General features: G+C 66.8%; 9 protein-coding genes. 5 read left to right on the top strand and 4 right to left on the bottom strand.

The features are described from left to right. Position 1 precedes the first annotated feature (1 nt). Both GDN70_RS20865 and GDN70_RS20860 read right to left on the bottom strand, forming a co-directional pair. A complete protein-coding gene (locus tag GDN70_RS20865; RefSeq protein WP_085968201.1) occupies positions 2-1,270 on the bottom strand; it encodes a cytochrome c in 1,269 nt (422 codons plus the stop codon). A gap of 8 nt (positions 1,271-1,278) precedes the next feature. Further along, on the bottom strand, positions 1,279-1,986 hold the full coding sequence (locus GDN70_RS20860; protein WP_038970296.1) for a c-type cytochrome: 708 nt from the start codon (positions 1,984-1,986) through the stop codon (positions 1,279-1,281). 1,108 nt (positions 1,987-3,094) lie between these two features. Here GDN70_RS20860 and GDN70_RS20855 point away from each other — a divergent pair. Together GDN70_RS20855 and GDN70_RS20850 are read left to right on the top strand one after the other, a co-directional pair. Next, positions 3,095-5,482: a TonB-dependent receptor gene (locus GDN70_RS20855; RefSeq protein WP_152102991.1), complete on the top strand. Its 2,388-nt coding sequence runs from the start codon at positions 3,095-3,097 to the stop codon at positions 5,480-5,482. 36 nt (positions 5,483-5,518) lie between these two features. Then, a complete protein-coding gene (locus GDN70_RS20850) occupies positions 5,519-6,319 on the top strand; it encodes a class I SAM-dependent methyltransferase (protein WP_095424171.1) in 801 nt (266 codons plus the stop codon). Between the two features lie 10 nt (positions 6,320-6,329). Here GDN70_RS20850 and GDN70_RS20845 read toward each other — a convergent pair whose 3' ends face one another. Together GDN70_RS20845 and GDN70_RS20840 are read right to left on the bottom strand one after the other, a co-directional pair. Further along, the gene (locus GDN70_RS20845) at positions 6,330-6,941 is read right to left on the bottom strand and encodes a CinA family protein (RefSeq protein ID WP_038946748.1); all 612 of its coding nucleotides are present in this window, start codon (positions 6,939-6,941) and stop codon (positions 6,330-6,332) included. A 3-nt stretch (positions 6,942-6,944) separates the two neighbouring features. Beyond that, positions 6,945-8,126 (bottom strand): bifunctional 2-C-methyl-D-erythritol 4-phosphate cytidylyltransferase/2-C-methyl-D-erythritol 2,4-cyclodiphosphate synthase, encoded by a 1,182-nt coding sequence (locus GDN70_RS20840; protein WP_152102990.1) that lies wholly within the window; start codon positions 8,124-8,126, stop codon positions 6,945-6,947. Positions 8,127-8,406: 280 nt separating this feature from the next. Between GDN70_RS20840 and dusB the strand changes: the two genes are divergently transcribed. Genes dusB through ntrC form a run of 3 tightly spaced genes read left to right on the top strand, consistent with a single transcriptional unit; the run spans position 8,407 to position 12,026 of the window. After that, the gene (dusB, locus tag GDN70_RS20835) at positions 8,407-9,408 is read left to right on the top strand and encodes a tRNA dihydrouridine synthase DusB (protein ID WP_173015956.1); all 1,002 of its coding nucleotides are present in this window, start codon (positions 8,407-8,409) and stop codon (positions 9,406-9,408) included. Further along, positions 9,405-10,574 carry a nitrogen regulation protein NR(II) gene (locus GDN70_RS20830; protein WP_038946751.1) on the top strand — a complete coding sequence of 390 codons (1,170 nt, stop codon included), beginning with the start codon at positions 9,405-9,407 and terminating at the stop codon, positions 10,572-10,574. Before dusB ends, GDN70_RS20830 begins: the two co-directional genes overlap by 4 nt. A gap of 9 nt (positions 10,575-10,583) precedes the next feature. Next, positions 10,584-12,026 carry a nitrogen regulation protein NR(I) gene (gene ntrC, locus GDN70_RS20825; protein ID WP_028144677.1) on the top strand — a complete coding sequence of 481 codons (1,443 nt, stop codon included), beginning with the start codon at positions 10,584-10,586 and terminating at the stop codon, positions 12,024-12,026. The last annotated feature ends 84 nt before the right edge of the window (positions 12,027-12,110 follow it).

Raw genomic sequence — 12,110 nt, 5'->3', positions numbered from 1 at the left:
CTCAATTCAGCGGTGCGGAGCGCAGCTCGTTGGCCTCGCGCGCCGAGACCGGCGTGCCGCGATTGCCCCAGGCGGTACGGATGTAGGAGACGACGGCGGCGATCTCGTTGTCGGACAGGAGGCCAGCGAAAGGCGGCATGCCGTAGGGCATCGGGTTGCCCTTGGTGCCCGGTGGATAGCCGCCATTGAGCACCATGCGGATCGGATTGACCGCCGACTGCATCTCGATCGACTGGTTGTTGGCGAGCGGCGGCCAGTGCGGCGGCTTGCCTTCGCCCTGCGTGCCATGACAGCTCGCGCACTGCTTGTCGTAGACGGTCTTGCCGAGGCTGATCAGCAGGCTGCTCTCGGTGGTCGGCAGCGTCGAGCTTGCCGGCGGCGGAGGCGAGGGCTCCGCGATGCCCTTGAGGTACACCGCCATCGCCTTGGTGTCCTCGTCGTTGAGATATTGCAGGCTGTTGTGCACGACCTCGGCCATCGGGCCGTAGACCACGCCGCGCATGGAAACGCCGGTCTGCAGCAGGTCGGTGATGTCCTTGATGCTCCAGTCGCCGAGGCCGGCCTCGCGGTTTGAGGTGAGCGAGGGCGCGTACCAGTTCTGCATCGGGATCAGGCCGCCCTTGAAGGCATCCGATTGCGAGGTGCCGCCGAGCGCGTTGATCGGCGAATGGCACATGCCGCAATGGCCGAGGCCTTCGACCAGATAGGCGCCGCGATTCCATTCCGCTGATTTCTTCGGATCGGGCTTGAACTCGCCTTCGCTGAAGAACAGCGTGCGCCAGCCGAGGATGAGCTGGCGGTTGTCGTAGGGAAAGCGCAGCTCATGCGGCTTGTTCTTCTGGTTCACCGGCGCGATCGAGCGCAAATACGCGAAGATCGCATCGCTGTCGGCGCGCGTGACCTTGGTGTAGGACGCGAACGGCATGGCCGGATAGATCAACCCGCCGTCCGGGAAACGGCCGCTGTGCATGGTCTTGTAGAAGTCGTCGGCGCTCCACTTGCCGATCCCGGTATCCGGGTCCGGCGTGATGTTGGAGGTGTAGAGTGTACCGAACGGCGTCGGCATGGCGCGGCCGCCGGCGAACAGGCGGCCCTCCGGCGCGGTATGACAGGCAGTGCAATCGCCGGCACGGGCGAGATATTCGCCGCGGGCGATGATGTCGCTGCTCTTGTCTTGAGCCTTGTCTTGCGCCTGCGCGGCCGTGGTGAGCGCGGCGAGGGCCAGGAGCTTGATCGATATGAGTGCGGTCGACAGTTTCGAGCCCATCATCCGCCTCGTCAGTTGGGCTGGCTGCCGCAGCCGAAAGGCAGCGCGTAGCTGCCTTTCGGCACGGGAGCCGGGTTCGTGGGCGCCGGTCGTGTCGCGAGCCAGGCCGCGACCGCGGTGACGTCGGCCTCGGTCAGATGGCCTGCGACTTGCTGCATGCAGTCTGGCGATTTCGCCGTGCGAGTGCCGTAGCGCCAGGCGCCGAGCTGGGCGCTGATGTAATTGGCGCGCAGGCCGAGCAGGCCGGGGATGCCGGGTTGCATGCCTGCGAGTCCCGGGCCATGGCAGCTTACGCAGGCCGGAATATTGCGGCTGGCATCGCCGCTGGTGGCGAGCAGCTCGCCCTGCGCCAGCACGTCCTTGCTGACCTCGCTCGGCGCCGGCTGCGGCAGCGGCGGATGTTCGCCGGCAAAATATTCCGCCATCGCCTCCAGATACGGATCAGGCAGAAACTCCAGCAGATAGTTCATGGGCGGATATTTGCGGCGGCCGCTGCGGAAGGCGAGCAGTTGATTGTAGAGATAGCCGGCGGGCTTGCCGGCAAGCCGCGGGAAATAGACGTCGCTGGTGCCTTCGCCCTTGTTGCCGTGACAGGGCGTGCAGGCCTCGACCCGCGCCGCCATCGTATCCGGCGGCTGGTTGGCCGTTTGTGCGGCCGCACCGTCAATGGTGGCCAAGGTGATGGTCACGGCGACCGAGGCCGCGGCGCGAGCGAACAAGTTCGTCGCCCTCCAAAATGCTGGTCCGGTTGATTCCGGATCACAACGTAGAGCGGCATTATTGCGCCAATATTTTCTCGCGCAAGATCGGAGACGCGTGATGACGTTTGGTCGCGCCGTCTGCATTCGCGATTCCGATCGAATTGGACGAACTTGCGTGCTTTTTTTTGAAAACTGAGCATAACGCTGCGGTCTCGCGACAGTTCCTGCCCGAGTCCTGCATTGGTCATGTCGCCCTCAGATGTCAGAGGGCGCAGGGAAGGCCGGGTGCCGGCTGGCACCCGCGGTCCACTGTGCGAATCCTGCGTGACAAGAAGCTGCACAGCGGCATACAGGTGTAGCCAGGACAACCTGGCCTTCCCTGCGCAGTGGTTTGACGGCTTATGCCGAGCTCTCCCCGGGGAGCGATGCACTATTGCCCCCGTCGCCTCACGAATAGCTGACGCGCGCACCCGGTCGGGCAAGACGCATCACCGCAAGACTTGACGCACAGACCCCGGGCGTCAGGACGACACGGTTTTGCCGTACGCATGTCACACCGGTCGTGTGCGCAACAGGCCTGTCGCTCACGGTTGCCCGCCCTGCAATGCCTCTCGCGCCGATGTGACTAGCGTCCACCGCAGCTCACCCCACGTTTCGTGACGATCGCGATACGCCCCTCTGACCGGGGTGAGGTGGCGGGACAATGCGACAAAGCCGAAATTCTGTAAAGGCGAATATTTTCGCCTGCGCGCCTTGCCCTACCGCTAGCGTGTTTTGCCCGTCGGGCAACGCAACCGCTTGTAGGTGCGCGGGGTGGGTTGGGAGAAGGCGTAATCCACCATGTCTGCCGAGCAGGCATGAGAAGAGGTGGATGACGCTTCGCTAATTCCCCTACGACGTGTTTCGTGCCGTGTTCCGCTTCGATCCGCACCGCGATCATGTCGCGGCATCGCGAGTTCTCAACGTGCTGTTCGTGCCGAAGCTGGAACGAAACTAATTCCAAGCAGCGCGCTGTTTGTCCCAGCGCAACCAGATTCCCGGTGCGCGCGGCGAGCTTCGCGCGAGATCGCGACGGCGTTCAGCGTCGCCCGCGGGAAAAAGTGGGGCTGGAGTGGGAAGTAGGATCATGAGTCCGTCGTTGGGGCGAGGGCGTTCGTGGCGCACAGGCAGAACGCAAGGCACGGTGCTGCTGTCCTGGACAGCGTCTGCCTTGCTGCTGCCGGCCCTTGCCGGAGAGGCTTGCCTGGCGCAATCGGCGGCGCCGGGCGCGGCGGTCCAGCTCGATCCTGTCGTGGTGGAGGCGCCGAAGAGCGCGGCGAAGCCCGCGGCGGTATCTCGCGAGCGGGTCGCGGCGCGGCGCCGGGCCGCCGAGCCGCAACCGCGCGGCGGTGCCAACCTCGGCGACGAGGTTGCGGGGCCGGCTGCCCCGGCCGCATCGGTGCAGGAGCGCTTCGAGGCGCTCGCGGGCGGCGTCGCGCTGGTCCGGCGCGAGGATCTCTCACCCACCGGCAATCCGACCGCGTCGCGTGCCCTCAGCGGGGTTCCCGGTGTCGTGGTGCAGAACTTCTTCGGCGGCAACGACCAGCCGCGTATCCAGATCCGTGGCTCCGGTCTGCAGCAGAATCCGGTCGAGCGCGGGCTGCTGGTGCTCCAGAACGGCCTGCCCATCAACCGGGCCGACGGCTCCTACATCGTCGGCTTCGCCAACCCGCAACAGGCGGAGGCCATCGAGGTCTATCGCGGCTACATCGCCAACCGCCTCGGCGCCACCGTGCTCGGCGGTGCGCTGAATTTCGTATCGCCGACGGGATCGTCCTCGCCGGGCACGCAGGCCGCCATCAGCGGCGGCAGCTTCGGCCAGATCAATGCCAGCGCGCAGACCGGCGGCAGGAAAGACAATGTGGACGCGCTGGTGCAGGCCGATTTCAGCCGTCGCGACGGCTTTCGCGACTACAACAGCTCCGAGCGCAGCAGTTTCAATGCCAATGTCGGCGCCGTGCTGTCCGAGAACGTCAGCACGCGCTTCTTCATCGGCTACACCGATCTCGGCTTCGATGTGGCGGGACCGCTGACCAAGAGCGCAATGCAGGCCAATCCGCGGCAGGTGTTTGCCGGGCCGACCTTCATCCCGCCGTCGACCTCGATCAATCCCGGCCCCAACGTGGTGCGTGACCGGCCGCGCCGCGAGGCCGAGCAGTTCGTGGCGGGCTCGCGGACCACCGCGACGTTCGACGCGCATCTGTTCGACGTCGCGCTCGGCTATACCCACACCGACGACATGTTCCGCTTTCCGATCTCCTCAGGCGTTCGCGCCACGCGGGGTGACGATGCGACCGGCGTCTTCCGCTACGCCTACAAGCCCGACAGCGCGGCGGCGTTACCGCTGCTCGAAACGACCGCGCAATATTCGGTGGGATCGGCGGATCGGGAGAATTTCATCAACCAGGCCGGGCAGACCGGCGCCAAGTTCGGCGAGAGCCGGCTCGATGCCACCACGCTGGCGCTGCATACCGGCCTCAATTTGCCGGTCTGGGACCGGATCACCGTCTCGCCGGCGATCGCCTATGGCTACGCCACGCGCGACAATGACGACGTCTACCGGAGTGCGACGCGGCCGACGATTGCCTACAATCCGGCAAATCCGACGATGCTGCTGCCGAACGGCGCGGTGCCGACGCAGAGCTCGAGCTATGCGCTCAGCTATTCGGCGTGGAGCCCCAGCCTCGGCGTGACCTTCCGCCCCGTGGCCGGCCAAACCATCTTTGCCGCGGTCAGCCGCAGCTTCGAGCCGCCCTCGCATGACGATCTGCTCGCGACGGTCAACGGGACGCCGAACAGCAGTGCCGGGCGGCCGACGCCGGGCAATCCGGGCCTCGTCGCAGCGGCATTCGCGACGCCCGATCTGAAGGCCCAGACCGCCACCACCGTTGAGGGCGGCTGGCGCGGCCGCGCGGGCATCCTGTCGTGGGACGCGGTCAGCTACTATTCCTGGGTCGACAACGAGCTCTTGAGCCTGCGCGACTCCACCGGCGCGCTGATGGCGGCGTTCAATGCCGACCGCACCACGCATCTCGGCGTCGAGCTCGGCCTCGGCGTCAGGATCACGCCGCGGCTGACCGGCCGCGTCGCCTACACCTACCAGGACTTCCGCTTCGACAACGATCCGCTGCGCGGCAACAACCGTCTGGCCGGCGCGCCGCCGCATCTCGTCAACGCGGTCCTGCAATATCAGGCGACCGACGCCTGGAAGCTGGAAGGCGCGGTGCGCTGGAGCCCCGGCCACATGCCGGTCGACAACATGAACACGCTGTTTGCCGATCCGTTCGTGGTCGCCGATGTGCGCACCGAGTACCGGATCAGCGAGCGCTTCGCGGTGTTCGGCGAGATCACCAATCTGTTCAACGCGACCTATGCCGCGTCGACCCTGATCGTCGATCAGGCGCGGCCGGACCAGGCCGCGTTCATGCCCGGCGACGGACGCGGCTATTACGGCGGCATCCGGGCGCGGTTCTAACTTGCAAAGGAGACACCCACGATTGCAGACCACACGATGCCATCGGTCGAACTGCCGGGCGCTGATCTCGACGTGGCGAAGATGCCGGGCCATTGGCTGCTGGCCCGGCTAGGCAAGCGCGTGCTGCGTCCCGGCGGGCTTGGCCTGACGCGCGCGCTGCTGCACGGGCTGGTGATCGGCGCCGAAGATGATGTCGTCGAGTTTGCGCCGGGGCTCGGCGTCACCGCACGCCTGATCTTGGAGCGAGGCCCGCGGCGCTATGTCGGCGTCGAGCGCGATGCGCAGGCTGCCGCGTGGACGAGCCGGCAGCTTCCGGCGAAGGGAAACGTCTCGGTCGTCGTCGGGACCGCCGATCAGACGACCCTGCCGGCCGGCTCTGCGTCGATCGTGATCGGCGAGGCGATGTTGAGCATGCAGACCCAGGAGCAGAAGCGCCGCATCGCGGCGGAGGCATTCCGGCTGCTTCGCCCCGGCGGGCGTTACGGCATCCACGAGCTCGCCGTGACGCCGGACGACATGCCGTTCGGCCAAAGGCAGGCGATCGATCGCGCGCTCTCCGGCGCCATCCATGTCGGGGCACGTCCGTTGTCCGGCGAAGGATGGAGAGGGCTGCTGGAGAGCGTCGGCTTTCAGATCGAGGCGGTCGAGTTCGCGCCGATGCATCTGCTCCGACCCCGGCGCCTGGTGCAGGACGAGGGCCTGGTGGGCGCGTTGCGGCTCGCCAGGAACCTGCTGCTGGATCGGGCGGCGCGGCGCCGGGTGCTGGCAATGCGGCGGGTGTTCGAGCAGCATCGCGCCAATCTGGCTGCGATCCGTGTGATTGCGCGCAAGGTGTAAGCGGGGGTGCTCAGCCCCGCGGCGACCGTGGCGTCCGGCGTTTGGCCACATGTCGGCGCGGCGAGCGTGTCACGCGCGGGCGCAAGCGGGTGACTGCGGCGGCGCGTTTCGGCTTGGCGGCAACTTGCGGGCCGCGGGCCAGATCCATCAGCATGCGCAACGCCTCGACCACCGAACGGGCGCGGACCGCGCTGCGGCCGATCGCGCCGAAGCGATGCTCGCGGTGGATGATGCGGCCGTCGCGCGCGGCGACGGCGAAATGCACGAGACCGACCGGCTTGCCGGGCGTCGCGCCGCCGGGACCGGCAATGCCGGTGATGGCGACGGCGAGATCGACGCCGGCACGCTCCAGCGCGCCGACCGCCATCGCGGTCGCGGTCTCCTTGCTGACGGCGCCGAAGTTCGTGAGCGTGCCGGCTTCGACGCCGAGCATCGCGCGCTTGGCGTCGTTGGAATAGGTGACGAAGCCGCGGTCGATCACATCGGAGGAGCCGGGGATATCGGTCAGCGCGCCGGCGACGAGGCCGCCGGTGCAGGATTCAGCCGTCGCGATCGTCAGCTTGCGCATCCGGCACAGGTCGAGCAGCGAGCGGGAGAGGGCGCGTGCGTCGCTGCCGCCCATGGCCTAGACGCTCCAGGGAAGACGGATGGTGGCGCTCGCGGTGGCCGCGATGCCTTCCTCACGGCCGGTGAAGCCGAGCCGCTCGCTGGTGGTCGCCTTCACCGCGACGCGCGAGATGTCGACGCCGGAAATCTCGGCGATGCGCGCGCGCATGGTGTCGCGCAGCGGGCCGATCTTCGGCCGCTCGCAAATCATGGTCACCTCGAGATTGGCAACGCGGCCACCGCGCTGGGTGACGCGTTCGATGGCGTATTTCAGGAACTGTTCGGAAGAGGCGCCCTTCCACTTCGCATCGCTCGGCGGAAAGTGCGAGCCGATGTCGCCGTCGGCGAGCGCGCCGAGGATGGCATCGACCAGCGCATGCAGGCCGACGTCGCCGTCGGAATGGGCGAGAAAACCCTTGGTGTGCGGCACGCGCACGCCGCAGAGCATGAGATGGTCGCCTTCGCCGAAGGCGTGCACGTCATAGCCGGTGCCGGTCCTGATATCGCCGAGCTGGGCAGCCAGGCGCGCTTCCTCGCGCACGAAATCCTCGGGAGTGGTGAGCTTCATGTTGGCAACATCGCCTTCAAAGGTTGCAACCGTCAATCCCGCCCATTCGGCAATCGCGGCATCGTCGGTGAAATCGCTGCGGCCGTCCTTCGCCGCGCGACGATGCGCTTCGAGGATGACGTCGAAACGAAAGGATTGCGGCGTCTGCGCGATTCGCAGGCGCGCGCGGTCCGGCGTGCCCTCGACATTGCCGCCATCGCCGGTGAGCTTGATGGTGTCGGTGACGGGAACGGCGGGGATCGCAGCGCCAGTGCGGCTCGCCGCCTCGATCGCACGCGAGATCAATCCTTCCGAGACGAAGGGGCGCGCGGCGTCGTGGATCAGCACGATGTCGGGCTCGTACTTGACCAGCGCCTCGAGGCCGGCAAGCACCGAGGCCTGCCGGGTCGCACCGCCATTGGTCGGCGGCTCATGCTTGAGCCCCGCGACCGCGGCCGTGAACATGGCGCTGTCATCGGGGTTCACCACCGGCTGCACCACAAACACGTCGGCGTGGCGGCTGAAGGTTTCCATGGCGCGATAGATCACGGGCACGCCGCCGATCTCGCGATATTGCTTCGGCCCGCCGGCGCCTGCACGCAGTCCACGCCCGGCTGCCACGAGGACGACTGCGGTGCGTTGTGATTTCGCCATAGGACTCGAATACTCGGTTGGTGATGAAGAGTCGGGGAGTGGGGTGATTGCCGCATGCCTCTAGCACGGCAGGCCCGCAAAAAAAGGGGGTTTCCCCGGATTGTTGGAAACAGCATTTTGCTGCACTGCACTTGAAAGATTTGCAGAATTGTCTAAACTGTAGGCATGACGCTTGACTGCACAAGAATTGTGCGCAAGATAGGTCATGGCAGGCGCGATGAGGCCCTGCCCAGTCAACGAGACCCCTGTGACCGGTTCGGCAGCATCCGGCTCTAAGCCGTTGAAAATAGGCGATATTGATGTCGCCACCCCGGTCTTCCTGGCACCGATGTCGGGGGTGACGGACTCGCCCTTCCGCCGGTTGGCTGCCGAGCTTGGCGCGGGTCTCGTCGTGTCCGAAATGACGGCCAGCGATGAGCTCGCGAGCGGCCACCGGATGTCCCGGTTGCGCTGCGAAGCCACCGGGATCGGCCCGCACGTGGTCCAGCTCGCCGGGTGCGAGACGCACTGGATGGCGGAGGGTGCCCGGATCGCCGAAGCCGAGGGCGCCGACATCATCGACATCAACATGGGCTGTCCGGCCCGCCACGTCACCGGCGGCCAGTCCGGTTCGGCCTTGATGCGCGACCTCGACCATGCCGTCAGCCTGATCGATGCGACTATCGCGGCGGTGAAGGTGCCGGTGACGCTGAAGATGCGGCTCGGCTGGGACGACCGCAGCCGCAACGCGCCGGAACTGGCGCGGCGCGCGGAAGCCGCCGGCGTCAAGCTCGTCACGGTGCATGGCCGCACCCGCAGCCAGTTCTACAAGGGTGAGGCCGATTGGGATGCGATCCGCGCCGTGCGCGAGGCCACCTGCCTTCCACTCGTCGTCAATGGCGACATCACTTCCTACGAGAAAGCGCTTGCGGCGCTCGAGGCCTCCGGCGCCGATGCCGTGATGATCGGCCGCGGCGCACAGGGCCAACCCTGGCTGCCCGGCCAGATCGGGCGCCGCCTGAACGGCGGGGTGGCTGAGGCCATGCCGACGCTTGCCACCCAGCTGCATTACGTCCGCACGCTTTATGAAGGCGTCTGCGCGCTTTACGGCCTGCGCGTAGGCCTCAAGCACGCCCGAAAACATCTCGGCTGGGCGCTCGACGTCGCCGCGGCTGCGAGCGGCGCTCCGGTCGAGAAGCTGAAATCCTGGCGCCAGAAGATCCTGACCTCGGAAGATCCGCGCCTCGTCCACCAGTCGCTGCAGGATGCCTTCGACGATTTCGGATGGAGCGCTGCTGCATGAGCTCCGCCGCTGACCATCGCCGGCCCGCCGACAGCGACGCGATCCTGGATGCGTTGCCCAATCCCGTGCTCATGATCGGGCCGGACGGCAAGATCGTCGCCGCCAATATCGCGACCGAAGCCTTCTTCGACATCTCGACGCAGTTCCTGAAGCGGCAGTCGCTGAAAGAGCTGGTGCCGTTCGGCAGCCCCTTGCTGGCGCTGATCGAGCAGGTGCGTTCGTCGAATTCGCCGGTCAACGAATACAAGGTCGATCTCGGCACGCCGCGCATGGGCGGCGACCGCCAGGTCGATCTGCATGTCGCGCCGCTGACCGAGCGGCCCGGCCATATCGTGGTGATGCTGCAGGAGCGCTCCATCGCCGACAAGATGGACCGCCAGCTCACCCATCGCAGCGCGGCGCGCTCGGTCATCGCACTGGCCGCGATGCTGGCGCACGAGATCAAGAATCCGCTCTCCGGCATCCGCGGCGCGGCGCAGCTTCTCGAGCAGCAGGCCTCGTCCGAGGACCGCATGCTGACGCGCCTGATCTGCGACGAGGCCGACCGCATCGTGACGCTGGTCGACCGCATGGAGGTGTTCGGCGACGAGCGTCCCGTGTTGCGCGGCCCCGTCAACATCCATTCGGTGCTCGACCACGTCAAGCGGCTGGCGCAATCCGGCTTTGCCCGCAACATCCGCTTCATCGAGGACTACGATCCCTCGCTGCCGCCGGTGCTGGCGAACCAGGACCAGTTGATCCAGGTGTTCCTCAATCTCGTGAAGAACGCCGCAGAAGCCCTGATCGACGTCCCCGACGCCGAGATCCAGCTCACCACCGCGTTCCGCCCCGGCGTGCGCCTGTCAGTCCCCGGTCAAAAATCCCGGGTATCCTTGCCGCTCGAATTCTGCGTGAAGGACAACGGACCAGGCGTGCCCGACGATCTTCTGCCCAACCTGTTCGATCCCTTCGTGACCACCAAGCAGACCGGCTCGGGGCTCGGCCTGGCGCTGGTCGCCAAGATCGTCGGCGATCACGGGGGCATCATCGAATGCGAATCTCAGCCGCGCAAGACCACCTTCCGCGTGCTGATGCCGATGTATTCCACATCGGTGAAACATGCCGATCAAAGCAGTCGCGCCGACTCTGCCGGGAAGCCGTCGCCTGCGTCACAGGGGGCGAAATGAGGATTAACGATGCCCGCAGGTAGCATTCTCGTGGCCGATGACGATACCGCCATCCGCACCGTTCTCAATCAGGCACTGTCCCGCGCCGGCTATGAAGTGCGGCTGACCGGCAATGCCGCAACGCTGTGGCGCTGGGTCAGCCAGGGGGAGGGCGATCTCGTCATCACCGACGTGGTGATGCCGGACGAAAACGCCTTCGACCTCTTGCCGCGGATCAAGAAGATGCGGCCGAATCTGCCGGTCATCGTCATGAGCGCGCAGAACACCTTCATGACGGCGATCCGCGCCTCCGAGCGCGGGGCCTACGAATATCTGCCGAAGCCGTTCGACCTCAAGGAGCTGATTGCCATCGTCGGCCGCGCGCTGGCCGAGCCGAAGGAGCGGGTCTCGACGCCGGACGAGGACGCCGAGATGGAGGCGATCCCGCTGGTCGGCCGCTCGCCCGCGATGCAGGAAATCTACCGCGTGCTCGCGCGCTTGATGCAGACCGATCTCACGGTAATGATCACGGGCGAGTCCGGCACCGGCAAGGAGCTGGTGGCCCGCGCGCTGCACGATTACGGCAAGCGCCGCAACGGCCCGTTCGTCGCGGTCAACATGGCGGCGATCCCGCGCGACCTCATCGAATCCGAACTGTTCGGCCATGAGCGCGGCGCCTTCACCGGCGCCAACACCCGCGCCTCAGGCCGGTTCGAGCAGGCCGAGGGCGGCACGCTGTTCCTCGACGAAATCGGCGACATGCCGATGGAGGCACAGACCCGTCTGCTGCGCGTGCTGCAGCAGGGCGAATACACCACCGTCGGCGGCCGCACCCCGATCAAGACCGACGTGCGCATCGTCGCGGCCTCCAACAAGGATCTGCGCGTCCTGATCCAGCAGGGCCTGTTCCGGGAAGATCTGTTCTTCCGCCTCAACGTCGTTCCGCTGCGGCTGCCGCCGCTCCGCGAGCGCATCGAGGATTTGCCCGATCTCATCCGTCACTTCTTCGCGCTGGCCGAGAAGGACGGCCTGCCGCCCAAGAAGCTCGACGTGCTGGCGCTGGAGCGGCTGAAGCAACACCGCTGGCCCGGCAACGTGCGCGAGCTGGAAAACCTCGCCCGGCGCCTCGCCGCGCTCTATCCGCAGGACGTGATCACGGCTTCCGTCATCGATGGCGAGCTCGCGCCGCCCTCGGTCAGCCCGGGTGCCGCGGTCCAGCAGGGCGTCGACAATCTCGGCGGCGCCGTGGAGGCCTATCTGTCCTCGCACTTCCAGGGCTTTCCCAACGGCGTGCCGCCGCCCGGCCTCTATCACCGCATCCTCAAGGAGATCGAGGTGCCGTTGCTCACGGCCGCGCTCGCCGCCACCCGCGGCAACCAGATCCGCGCCGCCGACCTGCTCGGCCTCAACCGCAACACGCTGCGCAAGAAGATCCGGGATCTCGATATCCAGGTCTATCGCAGCGGCGGCTAGTTCCCTCGCGACAAACGCCAAACGCGATTACGCGGACGGTGGCTCAGCTCCCCCTACCAAAGCGGAGCTGAGCCTGTCCGGATC

This window comes from Bradyrhizobium sp. TM102 (genome assembly GCF_009176685.1).
Lineage (GTDB): Bacteria > Pseudomonadota > Alphaproteobacteria > Rhizobiales > Xanthobacteraceae > Bradyrhizobium > Bradyrhizobium ottawaense.
The sequence above is the reverse complement of the archived record's forward strand: the minus strand, read 5'-3'. Positions and strand labels throughout refer to the sequence as shown.